Annotated in this window: 11 protein-coding genes and 1 pseudogene; 11 read left to right on the top strand and 1 reads right to left on the bottom strand. The window is 24.9% G+C overall.

Annotated elements, in window-relative coordinates; translation table 11 throughout:
- From HF862_RS09590 to HF862_RS09540, 11 genes and pseudogenes are all read left to right on the top strand, one after another.
- Window positions 1-1,483: site-specific DNA-methyltransferase (locus tag HF862_RS09590; RefSeq protein ID WP_170187646.1), on the top strand; the 1,483-nt coding region annotated here is incomplete at its 5' end.
- A gap of 51 nt (window positions 1,484-1,534) precedes the next feature.
- Window positions 1,535-4,540: a type III restriction-modification system endonuclease gene (locus HF862_RS09585; protein WP_170187645.1), complete on the top strand. Its 3,006-nt coding sequence runs from the start codon at window positions 1,535-1,537 to the stop codon at window positions 4,538-4,540.
- Window positions 4,541-4,551: 11 nt separating this feature from the next.
- Window positions 4,552-4,959, top strand: a complete 408-nt coding sequence (locus tag HF862_RS09580; protein WP_170187644.1) for a hypothetical protein — start codon at window positions 4,552-4,554, stop codon at window positions 4,957-4,959.
- A gap of 409 nt (window positions 4,960-5,368) precedes the next feature.
- Window positions 5,369-5,797 (top strand): hypothetical protein, encoded by a 429-nt coding sequence (locus HF862_RS09575; protein ID WP_170187643.1) that lies wholly within the window; start codon window positions 5,369-5,371, stop codon window positions 5,795-5,797.
- 602 nt (window positions 5,798-6,399) lie between these two features.
- Window positions 6,400-7,374, top strand: a pseudogene (msrAB, locus tag HF862_RS09570) (bifunctional peptide-methionine (S)-S-oxide reductase MsrA/peptide-methionine (R)-S-oxide reductase MsrB); the annotation flags it as partial.
- Window positions 7,375-7,587: 213 nt separating this feature from the next.
- Window positions 7,588-11,292, top strand: coding sequence for a S6 family peptidase (locus HF862_RS09565; RefSeq protein WP_170187641.1), 3,705 nt, complete (start codon window positions 7,588-7,590; stop codon window positions 11,290-11,292).
- A 240-nt stretch (window positions 11,293-11,532) separates the two neighbouring features.
- Window positions 11,533-12,555, top strand: a complete 1,023-nt coding sequence (locus HF862_RS09560; RefSeq protein WP_170187640.1) for an ABC transporter substrate-binding protein — start codon at window positions 11,533-11,535, stop codon at window positions 12,553-12,555.
- Window positions 12,556-12,649: 94 nt separating this feature from the next.
- Window positions 12,650-13,771, top strand: a complete 1,122-nt coding sequence (locus HF862_RS09555; protein WP_170187639.1) for an ABC transporter ATP-binding protein — start codon at window positions 12,650-12,652, stop codon at window positions 13,769-13,771.
- Window positions 13,761-15,416 (top strand): iron ABC transporter permease, encoded by a 1,656-nt coding sequence (locus HF862_RS09550; protein ID WP_170187638.1) that lies wholly within the window; start codon window positions 13,761-13,763, stop codon window positions 15,414-15,416. Before HF862_RS09555 ends, HF862_RS09550 begins: the two co-directional genes overlap by 11 nt.
- 56 nt (window positions 15,417-15,472) lie before the next feature.
- Window positions 15,473-17,197, top strand: coding sequence for a sensor histidine kinase (locus tag HF862_RS09545; RefSeq protein ID WP_170187637.1), 1,725 nt, complete (start codon window positions 15,473-15,475; stop codon window positions 17,195-17,197).
- Window positions 17,175-17,981 carry a response regulator gene (locus tag HF862_RS09540; protein ID WP_170187636.1) on the top strand — a complete coding sequence of 269 codons (807 nt, stop codon included), beginning with the start codon at window positions 17,175-17,177 and terminating at the stop codon, window positions 17,979-17,981. Before HF862_RS09545 ends, HF862_RS09540 begins: the two co-directional genes overlap by 23 nt.
- Window positions 17,982-18,005: 24 nt before the next feature.
- On the opposite strand, the gene HF862_RS09535 is transcribed toward HF862_RS09540, so the two are convergent.
- Entirely contained in the window at window positions 18,006-18,779 is a 774-nt protein-coding gene (locus HF862_RS09535) for an IclR family transcriptional regulator (RefSeq protein ID WP_170187635.1), read from the bottom strand.
- Window positions 18,780-19,109: the final 330 nt, after the last annotated feature.

The following is a 19,109-nucleotide window of genomic DNA, read 5'->3' as shown; positions in this document are numbered from 1 at the left end:
CCCCCCCCCCCCCCCCCCCCCCCCCCCCCCCCCCCCCCCCCCCCCCCCCCCCCCCCCCCCCCCCCCCCCCCCCCCCCACAAATTAACTACTAATTCAGAAACAAGTGGAAGATATCATTCTGATTGGTTAAATATGATGTATCCTAGATTAAAGTTAGCAAGAAATCTTTTAACAGATAATGGAGTAATATTTATCTCAATGGATGAAAATGAAATACATAATTTAAGAAAATTATGTGATGAAATATTTGGGGAAGAAAATTATTTAGGAGATATAATTAGAAAAACTAAATCTATAACAAGTGCAGCAAACAATGGTATTAATATTCAGCATGAATATGTTTGTATTTATTGTAAAAAATTTGTAATATTATGTGGAGAAAAGAAAAGTTTTTCAGATTTTTCTAATGAAGATAATGATCCAAATGGAGAATGGAAAAGTATTGATCCAACAGCTCCTAGAGATGGGGATACTTATCCTATTATAAATCCATATACAGGAAAAAAAGATGTTCCACCTAAAGGAAGAGCTTGGTTTTTTGCAAAAGAAAAATTAGAAGAATATATATATAACGGAAGAATTAAATTTAAAAAAGAACATTTAAATAATGAAAGAGGATTTATATTTAAAAGATATAAAAAAGAATTGAAAAGTGAATATAATTATGTAAATACATTATTTGCAACAGAAAATAATTATTTGAATCAAGTAGCAACTAAAGATATAATAGAAATGTTTAAAAATAAAATGTTTGATTTTACAAAACCTGAAGTTTTTATTAGGAAATTAATTCAATATGCAGATTTAAAAAAAGAAGATATTATCCTTGACTTCTTCTCTGGTTCAGCTACAACAGCCCATGCAGTAATGCAACTTAATGCTGAAGATGGAGGAAATAGAAAATATATAATGATACAACTACCAGAACCTTGTGATGAAAAATCAGAAGCATATAAAGCAGGATATAAAAATATTTGTGAAATAGGAAAAGAAAGAATAAGAAGAGCAGGAGAAAAAATAAAAGGAGATGAAAGCTTACCAGTAGAAAATAGAGAAAAATTAGATATAGGATTTAAAGTATTTAAATTAGACTCATCAAATATAAAAGAATGGGATAGCGAAACAGAAAATTTAGAACAAAGTTTATTTGATTCAATAGATAATATAAAATCAGATAGAACATCATTAGATGTATTATATGAAATTCTATTAAAATATGGATTAGAATTAACAGTTCCAATAGTAGAAACTAAAAATTTCTATTCAATAGGCGGAGGAACATTATTAGTTAATTTAGATAAAAAAATTAGTATGGAAGTAATAGATTCAATTTGTGAAGAATATAAAAATCTATTAGAAATAGATGAGGAGTTTAAAACAACAGTAGTTTTAAGAGATAGTTCATTTAAAAATGATGTAGATAAAACAAATGCAATGAAAAAATTAGAGCAAATAGGAATAAAAGAAATAAGAAGTATATAATTTTTTATGAATTATAAAAATAAAAAAGATTAATTATAGGTGATGATATAGATGAAAATTAAATTTGAAGAAAATTTAAATTATCAATTAGAAGCTATTGAATCTATTACAAATATATTTGCAGGCCAAGAAATGAATAAAACTGTATTTACAGTAGAAAAACAAACTGGTTCTCAATTAAAATTAGGTACAATAGAAAATGAATTAGGATTAGGAAATGGACTTGTACTTTTTCCAGAAGAAGTATTAGAAAATTTAAATAAAATACAGGTAAAAAATGGTTTACCAAAAACAAAAACTTTAACTCCAAGTAATTATAATTTTTCTGTAGAAATGGAAACAGGAACAGGAAAAACTTATGTATATTTAAGAACTATAATGGAGCTTAATAAAAAATATGGTTTTACAAAATTTATAATAGTAGTTCCATCAATAGCAATAAAAGAGGGAGTGTATAAAACTTTAGAAATAACAAAAGAACATTTTAAAGGTTTATATGATAATATTCCATATGATTATTTTATTTATGATTCAAAAAAAATAGATATGATAAGAAATTTTGCTGTTAATGATACTATTCAAATTATGGTTATAACAATAGATGCCTTTAATAAAGATACAAATATTATTAATCAGGAAAGAGACCAAGCTAATGGATATAAACCAATAGATTATATAAAACAATGTAATCCAATAGTAATTGTTGATGAACCACAAAATATGGAAAGTGATAAAGCAAAAGAAGCTATAAAAGAATTAAATCCATTATGTACATTAAGATATTCAGCAACTCATAAAGATAAATATAATCCCGTTTTTAAATTAGATTCTATTGATGCTTATGAAAAACAATTAGTAAAACAAATAGAAGTAGCAACAGTAGGAGTAACTCAAAATTCAAATACAGAATATATAAAACTTATAAGTGTAAAAGCAAGCAAAACAGGAATAAGTGCAAAATTAGAGTTAGATGTTAAAGTAGGAAATTCTGTAAAAAGAAAAGAGATAAATATAAAAAATGGAGATTATTTAAATGAAAAAGCAAAAAGGTCTATTTATGATGGATATATTGTAAATGAAATTACCTATGTAGAAGATGACCCAACAAAATCTTATGTAGATTTAGGAAAAGTTGTTCTTACAGTAGGTCAAGTAAATGGTGGAGAAAATCCTGATGTAATTAAAAGATTACAAATTAGAAAAACAATACAAGAACATTTTGATAAACAAAAAAGATTAAAAAGTAAAGGAATAAAAGTATTATCATTATTTTTTATAGATAAAGTTGCAAATTATAGAGTTTATGATTCTGAAACAGGAGAAGCTAAAAAAGGTAAATATGCGATAATGTTTGAGGAAGAATATAATAGACTTTTAGAATTACCAGAATATGAAAATATGGGAGACCAAACAGTTCCGTTTTATCAAAGAGCAGAAAAAGCTCATGATGGATATTTTTCTGTAGATAAAAAGAAAAGTAAAAGTGGAAAAGAGTATTTTGAAGACAAAGATACTAAGGGAAATACAAATGCAGATAATGATACATTTAATAAAATAATGAGAGATAAAGAAAAACTATTAAGTTTTGATGAACCATTATCTTTTATATTTTCACATTCAGCTTTAAAAGAAGGATGGGATAATCCAAATGTTTTTCAAATTTGTACTTTAAATGAAACAACTTCTGAAATTAAGAAAAGACAAGAGATAGGAAGAGGGCTTAGAATAGCAGTTAATCAAAATGGAGAAAGAATGAGAGGATTTGATATAAATACTCTTACTGTAATGGCTAATGAATCTTATGAAAATTTTGTTGAATCTTTACAAAAAGAAATGGAAGAAGATGAAAAAATAAAATTTGGAAGAATAGAAAATTGTATTTTCTCAAATATAGTTACAGAAGTAAAAAATGGAGAAGAAATTTACTTAGGGCATGAAAAATCAGAAGAAATTTATAATTTTTTAAGAGATTATGAATATATTGATAGAGAAGGAAATGCAAAAGATAAGTTAAAGAAAGATTTAAGAGATAATAAGTTAGAGTTACCTTTAGAGTTTGAAAATATAAGACCAGCCATTGAGAAAAAACTAAAATCAAGTGCAGGAAAACTTATTATAAAAAATGCAGATGATAAGAAAAAAATAGAAATAAATAAAGAAGTATTTATTAGTCCACAATTTAAAGAATTATGGGATAAAATAAAATATAAAACTACATATCAAGTTGATTTTGATACAGATGAATTAATAGAAAAATGTGTAGATAATATAAATGAAGGAGTTTTTATTCCTGAAGACAAGTATCTTTTTGAAAAAACAAAATTGGTTCTTACTCAAGGTGGAATAGAAAATGGATTTGGAGTTTCAGAAAATTCAATAATTAACTTAAAATCAAGACATAAATTACCTGATATAGTGACTTATTTACAAAATGAAACAAATTTAACAAGAAGAAGTATTGTAAAAATTTTAACAAGTCAAAAGAAAGTAGTTCTTGAAAGTTTTAGAAAAAATCCACAACTTTATTTAGAAAAAGTTACTGATATAATAAAAAGAACAATGAGAGAGTTTATTGTTGATGGTATTAAATATCAAAAAATAGGTGATGGAGAATATTATTCACAAGAAATTTTTAAAGAGAATGAATTATTTGGATACCTAAAAAATGAAATGGATAAAGAAAATAATATGTTACAAAGTACGAAATCTCCATATAATAATATAGTGGTAGATTCAGATGTAGAAAGAAATTTTGCTTTAGAAATGGAAAAAAATAAAAATATATTACTTTATACTAAACTTCCAAATTGGTTTAAAATTTCAACTCCTTTAGGTAATTATAATCCAGACTGGGCAGTATTAGTAAAACCAGATTTAGATAAAGAGGAAGAAAAATTATACTTTATAGTAGAAACTAAAGGGTCAACATTTGAAAGTGATAGAAGAGATACTGAAAATTTAAAAATAAAATGTGGAAAAGAACATTTTAAAGCAATATCTAATGATATAAACTTCCAAGTTACTGATAAATTTGAAGATTTTTCAACTAGATTTTAGGAGAGGAACCAATGAAACAGAAAATTAACACTTATGGAAAAGTAGCAGTTTTAACTTATAATAAAATAAAAAATCAAAATATAACTTTAGAAGAAAAAGATATAACTAATCTATGGAAAGAAACTTGTAGAGAGTTAGAATTAACAGAAAGTACAACAAATAAAGGTTGTCCAAAAAATGCTTTTATTGGAGTATTAAGACTTTTACCATTAAATATTAATTGGAAAGATAAAGAAATAAAAGAAAAATCAAATATATGTTATTCTCAAAAAGCTATAGATATTCTAAAAAATAATAAAAATAAAGAATACTCTAATACAGAATTATGGAAAGAAGTATTAAAAGAATTAAATATTGAAAGTAAAAAACATAATGGACAAATGGATGTTGTACTAGCTCTTTGGGATTATATTAAATAGTTATTAAAAGGAGAACAGTTGCAAAAAGACTGTTTTTCTTAAAATAAATAAAATTATTTAATTTGTAGAAATTGGTCATATATTGTCTAATTAATTCAGTTGACTAAATAAAAATTAATGAAAAATAGGGAAATAATATGAAAAATAATTTAACAGGAAATGAATTTGAAAAAATTGTAAAAATATATTAGAGGAATATTTAAAGGAAAAATTAGAAAAACAAAAGAAAATAGAAATAGGTTATTCAATAAAAAAAGAACATAAATTTGATTTAGGAAATGAAAATTATATAATAGAATGTAAATCATATGAATGGACAAAAAATAAGAATAATCCTAGTGGAAAAATTTCAACATTAAGAGAAACTATTTTATATTTTTCTTTAGTTCCTAAAAGTTATAAAAAAATATTGGTTCTGAAAAAAAGTAGTTTAAAAAATAATGAAACAATTTTTGATTATTTTATAAGACTAAATTCTCATTTAATACCAGAAGATTTAATTTTATTAGAAATAGATATAGAAAATAATGAAGTAGTAACTAAATCAGTAAATTTAACAAAAGAATTAAAGAAAGATAAAATTAAGAAAAAGAAAAAAACAGATAACCCAAATATTGAAGAAGTAAGAAAATATATAATTGAACAATTAGATAATTTTAAAAAAATGGGAATAAAAGAAATTGAATTAGTTTCAGGAAATATTATAAATGAAATGAAAATAATAAATGCAGCACCTACAGTATGTTCAGCCATGAGAAGTTGTGGATATGAATATGAAGAAATATATTCTCCACCTAAAGGAAATGGAACTAGATTAAAATTAAGATATAAGTTATAAAGTTAAAGTGAATAATAGATGTTTGTATTTATATAAAAGTAAAGGTACTTTCTAAGAAAACCCATATATTTAACTTAAATAAAAATAAGAGATTAAAAAAATAATAAAATAAAAAACAGCCTAAAAAGGCTGTTTTTTTTCATAAAATTAAGGGTATTATCTATTAATTAAGTTAAAAACCTAAGTAATTTAGAGTAAATTAAAAGGTTATAACATTAATTATTATTTCTATAAGTTAAAAATTCCGTTGGCGAAGAAAAAATTTTTTCTACAAAAATATTATATCATTTTTTAGAAAAAAATAAAATTAAACTTTTAAAAAAATTTTTTGAAAATAATTTATAAATAAAAAAATTTAATAATTTCTAAAAAATTTTTTTATATATTTATTTTTTTAATAAATGTAAATATGAAGAATAAAAAAATAGTTAACAAAAAAACTTAAAAAAAATTATTTTTTTAATTTTAAAATTATAGAAAATTTGATATAATATCAATATAGGTGTGGTTTGAAAAAAATAGTAAAGGAGTGTGATTTAATGAAAAAGTTAATGAAAGTTTTTATAATGTTTTTATTGGTATTTAGTTCTATTTTCTCAATGGAAAACAAAACGGAGGTAACAAACAGTATGAATACAAAAGAAATATATTTAGCTGGAGGATGTTTCTGGGGAGTAGAAGCATACTTTGAAAGAATAAACGGAGTAGTTGATGCTCAATCAGGGTATGCCAATGGAAAAACAGAAAATCCAAAATATGAAGATGTAGTATACAGAGGGACAGGACATGCTGAAACTGTTCATGTAATTTATGATACAACAAAAATAGATTTAGCAACTTTATTACAATATTATTTTAGAATTATAGACCCAACAAGTGTAAACAAACAAGGAAATGATAGAGGAACACAATATAGAACAGGAATTTATTATACTGATGAAAATGATAGAGAAATAATACAAAAAGAATTAGATGAACTTCAAAAAGGATACAAGAAAAAAATAGTAGTAGAGAATAAAAAATTAGAAAATTTTTATTTAGCAGAAGATTATCATCAAGATTATTTAAAGAAAAATCCAAACGGTTATTGTCATATTGATTTATCAAAAGCAGATGAAGTAATAGTTGATAAAAATAAATATAGAAAATTATCAGAAAAAGAATTAAAAGAAAAATTGACAGATATACAATACAAAGTTACACAAAAAGCTGATACAGAAAGACCATATAGAAATGAATATTGGGATTTCTATGAAAAAGGAATTTATGTGGATATAGTTACAGGAGAACCATTATTCTCTTCAAAAGACAAATTTGATTCTGGTTGTGGATGGCCAAGTTTTTCAAAGGCAATAGCTCCAGAGGTTGTAAATTATTCAGAGGATAGAAGTTTTGGAATGAGAAGAATAGAAGTAAAAAGTAGAGTTGGAGATTCTCATCTAGGTCATGTTTTTGATGACGGGCCACAAGATAGAGGAGGATTAAGATATTGTATAAATAGTGCTTCTATAAAATTTATTCCTTTAGAAAAAATGGAAGAAGAGGGATATGGAAATTTAATTCCTTTTGTTGAATAGTTAATAAAAAAATTCTATTATGTTACATAATAGAATTTTTTTTATTTCTACATTTTTGACAAATGTCAAAAATACATATTTATCCTTTATAATTGTAAGTAAAATAGAGAAGTTATGATAAAAAACATTTGACAATTTTTGTATAATATATTAAAATTTAAGAAGTGCCTAAATTACTAAAAATAAAAAATATGAAAAAAGAAAGGATGAAGGATGAGTTTTAAAGGAAAATTATTTTGTTATTTTTTAGCAATTCAGACAGTATATGGGGGAACAGTATCAGATATTATTGACTATCAATTATACAAAGATTTTGCTATGAACAAAGGGAAATTTAAAGTGGGAGCAACTAATGTTGTAGTAGAAAGAGAAAATGGAAGATTTAAAGTAATCACTCTACCTATTCCAGATTTTTCTTCAACAGATTCTAGTGCAGTAGGAACTTTAATAGACCCAAATTATGTAGGAGGAGTACAACACAATCAAAGTTATACTACAGTAAAATATGGATACAACACAGGTCATACTTATAAATTAATAGATAGAAATGAAAAGGGACTTTTACATGCTCCAAGACTTAATAAAGTTGTGACAGATGTAGTCCCAACTAAAAGAACAGAAGATAATTTACTTAATTTATCAAACAAAGAATTTAAAGATAAATATAGTATGTTTGTAAGAGTTGGAAGTGGGGTACAACATATTCAAGGAGAAGATGGAAAAAATCAAGTGGCTCATGCTTATGAATATCTTACAGGAGGATTTATAAATCCAGATACTTTTACAGGAAAAGTAAACTGGGGTGGAGGAAATATAGATGTTGGTTTTATAGGAAGACAAGACAGTTTTGATAATATTTTAGATGGAAGTGCTTTACCTATATATGTTGAGCCAGGAGATAGTGGTTCACCTCTTTGGGGATTTAATAAAGAAAAACAACAATGGGAATTAGTAGGATTTGCTCAATCAATAGGAGGAAAAACAACTTACTACACATTAATAAATAATGAAGTAATAGATTCTTTTATAAAAGAAGATTATTTACCAGAAATAGAAGATGTAAAAGCTGGTGGAGAAATTGTATGGAATGGGATTACTGAAGAAAATGGAAAAAATCAAGGTGTAGGAACAATAGTTCAAGGAAATAATAAATGGGACTATAATGGACTAAAATCAGAAGTAGACCTTTCTAAAGCTAATGACAAGGAATTAAATTTTACAAAACATGTTACATTTGCTGGGGAAGGTGGAACAATAAAACTAGCTGATTCTATAAATATGGGAGCTGGAAAACTTACTTTTAAAAATGATTATACAGTAAAAGGCGAAAAAGGTAATGAAACTTGGGTTGGTGCTGGAATAGAAATTGATAAAGATAAAAAAGTTCTTTGGCAAGTAAATGGAGTTGAAGGAGATGCTCTTCATAAAATAGGAGAGGGAACTTTACATATTAATGGAACAGGAATAAATAAAGGTGCTTTAAATGTTGGAGATGGAGTTGTTATATTAGACCAACAAAAAGATAGTAGTGGAGAGAAACAAGCTTTTGAATATATAGATATTGTTAGTGGAAGAGCTACAGTAGTTTTAAAAGATGCTGAACAAATAGATACTTCTAAAATAAATTTCTTATTTAGAGGTGGAAGATTAGATGTTCATGGAAATGAAATTACTTTTGGAAAAATAAATGCTGTTGATAGTGGGGCAATGATAGTAAATCATACTGATAAAAAATCTACAATAAATATTGATACAGACAAATTTACAGGAAATTCATCAATATATCATGGACAATTTGGAGAAAATGATGAAGAAAAAGTAAATGGAGAAATGGATGTAAATATAAATGGACAAAATAATAAAACTTTTGCCATTACAGGTGGTTCAAATTTAAATGGAGATTTTAATCTTACATCTTCTGGAACAACTTTAATTCTTTCTGGAGAAAGAGATTTACATGCTGGAGAAAATATAAAACAAACAACAGTAAATGGAGATTATTATTTTAGTGAATTTAATTTTGATAATATAAATATGACAAAAGGAAGTAATTTCTATGGAAGTGTTTATTCTGTGATAAATGGAGATGTAAAAACAGAGGGAGAAAATAAAGTTATTTTAGGATATGTTAGTGATGAATCAAAAATAGTTTATGATAGTACTCAAGAAACTAAAGAACAAAATGCTGTTGAAACAATATTAAGTGATAAAGTAAGTGGAGATAGATTTAAAGATATAACAACTTTCTATACAGGAAATTTAGATATAAAAAATAATTCTGATTTAAAAGTAGGTTATACTCAATTAAAAGGAGATATGAATTTAGAAAAAAGTAATGGATATTTTTCTAATTCTATAATCACAGGAAATATTTCTCAAAAAGGAAGTAATTCTACTATAGAAAATACTACTTTAATTGGAAATTTAAATTTATCAGGATTGTCTAACTCTAAAGTGATAAACTCTTCTGTAAACGGAGATATAAATTTAAGTAATAGTAGTTTAAAATTAGAAAATTCAATATTAAATGGAACTATTGGAACTATTGATGGAGAGTTAAATTTATTAAGTACAGTTTGGAATATATCTGGAGATTCTCAAGTAAATACTTTACTATTGGGAAATAATACTCAAATTAATTTTAAAAAGAATCCATTTGAAAAAAGTGCTGAAGAATTTTCAACACTAACTGTTGGAGATTTTTCTGGAGATGCAAATATTAATTTTAATACAGATTCACAAACAGGAAAAAGTGACAAAGTAGTAATTAATAATTTAACTGACGATAATTCAACATTGACAATAGATTTTAATGATAAAGCAGAAGTTCCAAATTTTGGAAGTAGTTTCAGTTTAATGGAGATTCAAGCTTCTGAAAATAAAAAATTAGAAATTGTTGGCAATGATGGAAGTAATATAGTTGATATAGGTTCTGTAAAAACAGAATTGAAAGTAAATAAAAGTGAAGATGATAAAATGGATATATCAGTACATATTCCAAGTGAAATAGATAAGAGGACAGCTGGTTCTACAACTAATGCTATGTTATCTGAATATGCTGCTAGAATGGAATTAATAAAATCTCAAAGAAATTTAGTAAAAGATTCAATGTTGGCTATGGATGGAGAGAATTTCCAAGAAGGATTTACATATAGAGGAAATTATTCAGAATCAGATTATGAAAGTAATAAATTTAGAGAATACAATCAAAGTATAATCAATCATGGAGTTTCATATGAAAATATGGAATATTTAAATGATATGAATTATTATAAAGGAATATCATTTATCTATGGAAAATCAGATATTGATTATGATGGAGATTATACAGGGAATATGGAAACTTATTCAGCAAATTTATATGGAAAATTTTTAAGAAATGATGGTTATTTTGTAAAAGGAAACTTAGGATTTAATTATATAAAAGATGAAATAGATTCAGAAAATTTTAACACAGGAATATTTAATTTTGGAACTGGAATGGGAATTAGTAAAAAAATAAATGATTTAAAAATAATAACAGGAATAGATTTTAATATGTATTATATTCCAGGAGTAGATTATCAATTAAGGTTTAAGGATAAAACACAAAAAGCTTCTATTGATGATGAATTTATATTAGAAATAAATCCAGAAATTAAATTAGAAAAAGAATTTAAAAATAATTCTCCGATTAAAGTAAATGGATATGGAGTAGTATCTTATGAATTAAATCAAAATTTAAGTGGAAAAAATACAGAGATAACAACAGTTGAAAAACAAGTACAGACAGCTTTAATAGAAAAGGGAGCTAGTTTAAAAGTTGGAACAGATTTAACATATGAAAATATAGGATTAAGTGCAGAACTTAAATATTATATGGGAGAATATGGTGCTGAAAAATTAACAGGTACTATAAAAGGAAGTTATAAATTTTAATATTAAAGAGGTTATTATATTTTATAATAACCTCTTTTTATAATAAAATGAGAAAAAATATATTAAAAATAATAAAAAAACAATGAAATTGAACAAAAAAATATAAAAAAATTAAAAAAAGGTCATTTTTAAGTATAAAATAGTATGAAAAAGTATTTAAAAAAATAAAAAAATGTAATATTCTATTAATATAAAGAAAAAATAAAAATGTATTATATCTGAAATATAAGGAGGAAAAATATGAAAAAAGGTGTATTAATGACAGGTATAGCTTTGATGTTATCTGGACTTTTAGTTGGTTGTGGTGGTGGAAATAAAGAAAGTACTAAAGATAATGGTGCAGGAAATTTAACAATTTATTGTCCACATCCATTAGAGTTTATTGACCCTCTAGTAAAAGAGTTTGAAGTAAAAACTGGAGTTTCAGTTGAAGTAATAGCTGCTGGTACAGGAGAGTTAATGAAAAGAGTTGAATCTGAAAAAGATAATCCTCTAGCAGATATATTATGGGGAGGAACAATCAGTACAGTAGAACCTGTCAAAGATTATTTCCTACCTTATACAAGTGTCAATGAAGATTCATTCTATGATGCTTATAAAAATAAAGAAGGAAATATGACAAGATTTACAGCTGTTCCAAGTGTATTGATGGTAAATACTAACTTAATTGGAGATATAAAGGTTGAAAGTTATGAAGATTTATTAAATCCAGCTTTAAAAGGAAAAATAGCTTTCTCTGACCCAGCTAAATCTTCATCATCATTTGAACATTTAGTAAATATGCTTTATGCAATGGGTAATGGAGACCCTGATAAAGGTTGGTGGTATGTAGAAAAATTGATGGAAAACTTAAATTATACATTACTTTCTGGTTCATCAGCAGTTTATAAAGGTGTAGCAGATGGAGAATATACAGTAGGGCTTACATTTGAAGAAGGTTCAGCAAAATATGTAAATGCAGGAGCTCCAGTAAAAACTGTTTATATGAAAGAGGGAGTTATTGTTAAACCAGATGGTGTATATATTATAAAAAATTGTAAAAATGAAGAAAATGCTAAAAAGTTTGTGGACTTCATAACAGGTAAGGAAGCTCAAACAATGATTACTTCTGAATTAAATAGAAGAAGTATAAGAAAAGATGTTGGAGCAGGAAAAGGATTAGAGGCTTTAGAAAATATTAATGTTATAGAAGATGATATAAATGTTGTAAATGCTTCTAAACAACAATGGCTAGACAAATTTAAAGATATATATACTAAATAGTACAAATAAATAATCCTGAAAAAATATCCATTACTTAGCTATGGGTTGTAACTAAGTTTTGGATATTTTTTAAATAATAATAGAGAGGTGTAAAATGAGTGTTGAAATAAAAGTAAAAAATGTAGTAAAAAAATTTGGAAATAATATAATCATTCCTGATATGACAGTTGATATAAAGAATGGAGAATTTTTTACATTATTAGGTCCGTCTGGTTGTGGAAAAACAACTTTGCTTAGAATGATAGCTGGATTTAATAGTATAGAAGGTGGAGAGATTTATTTTGGTGATACAGTTATAAATGATATGCCAGCTCATAAAAGAAATATAGGAATGGTTTTTCAAAGTTATGCAATTTTTCCACATATGACAGTAAGAGAAAATGTTGAATATGGATTAAAACTTAGAAATATTCCAAAAAATGAGATGAAAGAAAAAGTTGATAATATATTAGATGTTGTAAAGATTTCTCAATATCAAGATAGATTACCAGAAAGATTATCTGGAGGACAACAACAAAGGGTAGCTTTAGCAAGAGCTATAGTTATTCATCCAAGTGTACTTTTGATGGATGAACCTCTTTCAAATCTTGATGCAAAATTAAGATTAGAAATGCGTTCAGCCATAAGAGATGTACAAAAGAAAGTTGGAATAACAACAGTTTATGTTACTCATGACCAAGAGGAAGCTCTAGCTATATCAGATAGAATAGCAGTTATAAATAATGGAGTTATTCAACAATTAGGAAAACCTCACGATATTTATACAAGACCATATAATCAATTTGTAGCTACTTTCATAGGATATTCAAATTTATTTTATGGAAAAATAGAAATTCAAAATAAAAATATTTATGTTATTTTTAATTCTGGATATAAAATTTTAATGGATAATTTAGTTGATACAATAAAAGATGGACAAAAAGTTATCATTGCTATTCGTCCAGAAGAATTTTCTATATCAGATTCAGGAATAGAAGTAGAGATAAAAACAAGTACTTTTTTAGGAAAATATAATACATATGAAATAGAACCTTTAAATGAAAAAATTGTAGAAAATATGCCAGCTTTAGAATTTTCTCAAGATATAGGTCATGCAGAAAAAATTTATAGTGTAGGAGAAAAAATTTTCCTAAAACCAAACTCTCAAAAAATAAATATATTTACAGAGGATGGTGAAAAGAGCCTAATCAAAGGAGTTGAAATATATGTTGAGTAAAAAAATAAAATGGGATTTCTGGACAGTTGTTACTTTAGTAATAGCATTAATTTTTACATTATTTCTTATCTATCCATTATTCTCATTATTTATAAGTGGATTCCAAAATCCTAATACAGGAGAATGGGGATTAGATAATTTTGCTAGATTTTTTAGTAGAAAATATTATTATCAAGGACTTTTAAACAGTTTTAAAGTTACTTCATGTGTAACTATTTTGGCAATTTTTATAGGTGTACCTATTGCTTATTTTATGACAACATACAAAATAAAATTAAAAGGTTTAGTTGAAGTTTTAATAATTATTTCTATGTTATCTCCCCCATTTATAGGAGCGTATTCATGGGTTTTATTATGTGGTAGAAGTGGAGTTATAACACAATTTTTTAGAGATTCATTTGGGATAAAACTTCCAACTATTTATGGATTTACAGGGATACTTTTAGTATTTACTCTAAAATTATATCCATTTATATATCTTTATGTTTCAGGAGCTTTGAAAAAAATAGATGTGTCATTAAGTGAAGCAGCTGAAAGTTTAGGATGTACATCTTTTAGAAAAGTTTGGACAATTATAATGCCTCTTATTTTACCAACATTGATGTCTGGTGGACTTTTAGTATTTATGAATGCTATGGCAGACTTTGGAACTCCAATGTTAATAGGAGAAGGATTTAATGTAATGCCTGTATTAATTTATTCAGAGTTTGTAGGAGAAATGGGAGGAAATGCCAATTTTGCTGCTGCAATGGCTACTATTATGGTATTAATCACAATAGTTTTATTTGTTGGACAAAAATATATTGTAAATAAAAAATCTTTTGTTATGAGCTCATTAAGACCTATTCAGCCAACAGAAATAAAAGGAATTAAAGGGATATTAATTCATATTTTTATATATTTTGTTGTATTTTTATCAATAATTCCTCAAATAACAGTAATCTATACATCTTTCTTAAAGACAAGAGGTTCAATATTTGTAGATGAATTTTCTTTAGAAAGTTATAGAAGAATTTTCTCAAGAATGGGAAATGCTATAGTGAATACTTATATTTATGGAGGAATTGCCATTGTAATAATCATAATTATGGGTATGTTTATTGCATATATTTCCACTAGAAAAAGAAATTTTCTTACAGGAATAATAGATACAATGACAATGTTTCCATATATCATTCCTGGTTCTGTAATAGGTATAACTTTATTACTAGCTTTTAATAGTAAACCAATATTATTAAGTGGAACAGCTATAATTATTATAATTTCTTTTGTAATAAGAAGATTACCTTATACACTACGTTCATCAGCAGCTATTTTATATCAAATTAGTCCAAGTTTAGAGGAAGCTTCTATAAGTTTAGGATGTTCTCCTGTAAAAACTTTCTTTAAAATTACTGCTATGATGATGTTGCCAGGAGTATTATCAGGAGCAATATTAAGTTGGATAACAGTTATAAATGAATTGAGTTCTTCTGTAATTTTATATACAGGAACAACAAGAACAATGTCAGTTTCAATTTATACAGAGGTAATAAGAGCAAGTTATGGTACAGCAGCAGCTTTATCAACAATATTAACAGTAACTACAGTTATTTCATTGCTGATTTTCTTTAAAGCTACTGGTGGAAGAAATGTAAATGTATAGTAGATGAATTTATTTATTTATGATAGAATAAAATAAAAAATGTAGAGGGATAGCCTATGAAAAAAAGAGAATTTATTAGTTTTAAAGACCAAATGAAAAAGACTCTGATTTTTTATTCGCTTATTCCTCTTCTTTTAATTTCTTTTATGGGATATTGTAGTGTTTATTTAACAAATTATCTAGTTGTAAAAAAGGAAAATCAAGAAATTAATAAAGTATTGTCAAAAAAAATGGATATTATGATATCTGAAGCTTTTGAAAAAATAGATATATTATCTCAAAATAAAAAAATAATAGAAGAGTTAGTTAATGGAAAAATAACAAGTGCCACATATCAAGAGATATATAGTAATATAAATGATATTGAATTAAAAGGGAACTTGATTATTTATGATAAAAATAAAAATTCATGTGCCAATATAAAAAGAAAATATTTAACTCCTGAAAATGTTTTTAACTATATGATTTTTACAAGGATGGAAAACCATACTAATAAAGTAATAGGAATTACAGGAAGATTTTATTTTTTAGATGGAGAAGAGAGTGATTATTGTATTTGTAAAGCTATAGTAAAAGATAATGAAATAGTAGGATATCTAACTTATTATCTATCAGATGCTTATTTAAAAGAGATAGTTGGAAAATATAGCCAAAATACCATTATTTTAGTGGATAAATATAATAATATTATAATGACAACAAATGAAAGTTTTAGAAATGGAATTAATAAAATAGGAAAAAAATTACAAGTTAGTGAAAATTATTCTAAAATAGATAATAACAAATATTTTATTAGTAAGAGAAAAATATACTATTCTAATATGTCAATTTATTGTATTTCATCTTTAGATTATATAATAAAAAGTTTTTTTGATACTTTTATATATAGTATTTTTGCATTGTTTATTTTAACTTTTATTATGGCAAAAGTAGTTAGAAGAGTAGCAATAAATAAAACTAAAGCTATGGAAGAGGTTATTTCAGGTATTGAAAAATTAAAAAAAGGAGACTTAGATACAAAACTTATAATAAATTCTAATGATGAGTTTCAAATAATAGCTGATTCATATAATAAAATGCTTGAAAGTATAAAAGACTTAATTGAAAAAAATAAAGAGGAAACAAAGCATAGTATAATCTCTGAAATAAAGCAATTAGAAAGTCAATTTAATCCACATTTTTTATTTAATACCTTAGAAATGCTTAAATATACAATAAAAACAGATACATTAAAAGCTAATAAAATAATATTAAATATTTCGTCTATTTTAAGATTTAGTATAGAAAATAAGTCTTCTGAAGTTACAATAGCAAGAAATATGTTTTATATAAAAAATTATCTAGAGATACAAAAATTCAGATTTGGAGAAAAATTTCAATATGAAATTAAGATGGAAGAAAAATTAGAAGAAGTATTATCACCTAAATTAATTATGCAACCAATAATTGAAAATTCTATAAAATATGGTTTTAATCAAGAAAAAATCTTTAAAATAAATATCTTTATAAAAGAAATCAGAAATAATTTAATTATAATAATTTATGATAATGGTAAAGGTATGAGAAAAGAAGAATTAAATTTAGTTAGAGAAAAACTTAATAAAGAAAAGTTAGAAACAAAAGAACATATAGGATTATATAATGTTCAAAGAAGAATAAAACTTATGTATGGAGAAAATTATAAATTAATTATAAGAAGTGTTTTGAATAAAGGAACTTTTACAAAAATAATTCTTCCAATATCTAAAGGAGAAAACAATGATAAAAATACTAATAGTTGAGGATGAAGAAATTATAAGGAAAGGTTTAATAAATACTATAGATTGGTTATCTAAAGATTGTACTATAATAGGGGAAGCTATAAATGGGAAAGATGGTTTAGAGAAAATAGAAGAATTATCTCCTGATTTAGTTATCACAGATATAAGAATGCCTATATTAGATGGATTAGAAATGATTAGAGAAGCTATACAGAGGGACAAAAATTTTGAAAAAATTATTCTAACAAGTTATGGAGAATTTGAATATGCTAAGGAAAGTATTAATTTAGGTGTAGTTGAGTATATTTTAAAACCTGTAGATGAAGATATTTTATATGAAGCTTTAGATAAAGTTCGAGAAAAATTGAATAAGAAAGAACTCTTGAGAAAAGTTGAAGAAGTGGTAGATACAAAAGATGATATAAAATTTTTTAATATTGAATTTTATTTTGATAATAAAATAGAAAATAAATATGTGAGAAAAAGTTTGGAAAAAATAAAAAATTCTTATTATGAAAAATTAAACATAAAAGATTTATCTGAAGAATTTGATGTAAGTACTGGATATTTAAGTAGAAAATTTAAAGAAGAAGTTGGAGAAACTTTTTTAGATATCTTGAATAAATATAGAATTCAAAAATCTATAAAACTTTTAATGAAAGAGGAATATAAATTATATGAAATTTCTGAAAAAGTTGGTTTTACTGACTATAAACATTTTTGTACTGTCTTTAAAAAATATCTAAATGTTGCTCCAGGAGATTTTTTAAAACAAAAATTAGTTTTATTAAAAGAAGAAAAATAAAAACAGCCCTATTAGGCTGTTTTTTTATACCTTATTTTTAAAAACTTTTAATTCATTTTCTATTCTAATAGATATTTGAAGCAAATCCTTCTTCATTTCCTCTAAAATTTCTTCTGTGAAACGAGTACTAGGGCCAGAAATAGTAAGTCCATATAAAAGTTCATTTTCAGCTCCTAAAATAGGAACACATATAGCAGTTACTCCTTCTGTTACTTCCGAATTAGAAATACCAAATCTATTCTTATAAATAGTTTTAATATCTTCTAAAAGTTTTTTCTTTCCAAGAGTTTCCTCTATAATAAGAGAATTTTTTTCAATAAAATTATTTTTAAATTTCTCATCTTTAAATGCTAATAAAGTTTTTCCTGTAGCTCCTATGTGTAAAGGAACAGTGTAACCAGATTCTACATCTTCTGATAATACATGAGTACTTTTAATCATATTAATCCAAACACCTATTTTATCAATAATAGTTGTTAAAACAATATTTTCATTATATTTTTTACTTAATTTTTCCATTTCAGTTGAAATAATTTCTTTTAAGTCAAAGTTATTTCTAACTCCAATAGAAGCTCTTAAAATGTTTGTAGTTAACTTATATTTGCTATTTTCTTGATGTTGTTCTATCCAACCAACATATTCTAAAGTTTTTAAAATTCTAAAAGTAGTTGTTTTATGTAGATTTAAATGTTTACTAATTTCAGATACACCTAAATATTTAACCTGTAATTTAGAAAATAGTTCTATTACTTCAATAGCTCTACATATGGAATTGATATATTGAGAATCTTTTTCCATTTTTCACCTCTTTCTTTTACTTAAATAAATTATAATATATTTTTTAGTTATAAGTCAATTATTAAAAAGTTAAAAAAGATTTAAAAATAAAAAAATGTATTTTTTTAATACTTAAAAATTAATAAATAGACTAAAAATTAAAAATAAAACAAAAAAGCAGTTGACAACAAATAAAATAAATAGTAAAATAGTTTCGTAGATAGAAACGCGTTCCGATATTGTGAATAAAAATAAAATGTTGTTTTTTGTGAACAAGGAGAAAAAATGATAAAAATTTTAAAAGAAAAAGATAGAGTAATTAATAATTGGAGTGGAGGAGTTACAAAACAA

Origin of the sequence: Fusobacterium sp. FSA-380-WT-3A (assembly GCF_012843705.1) — a bacterium.
In the GTDB taxonomy this organism is placed as follows: domain Bacteria; phylum Fusobacteriota; class Fusobacteriia; order Fusobacteriales; family Fusobacteriaceae; genus Fusobacterium_B.
This window is presented reverse-complemented; position numbering and strand designations above follow the sequence as displayed.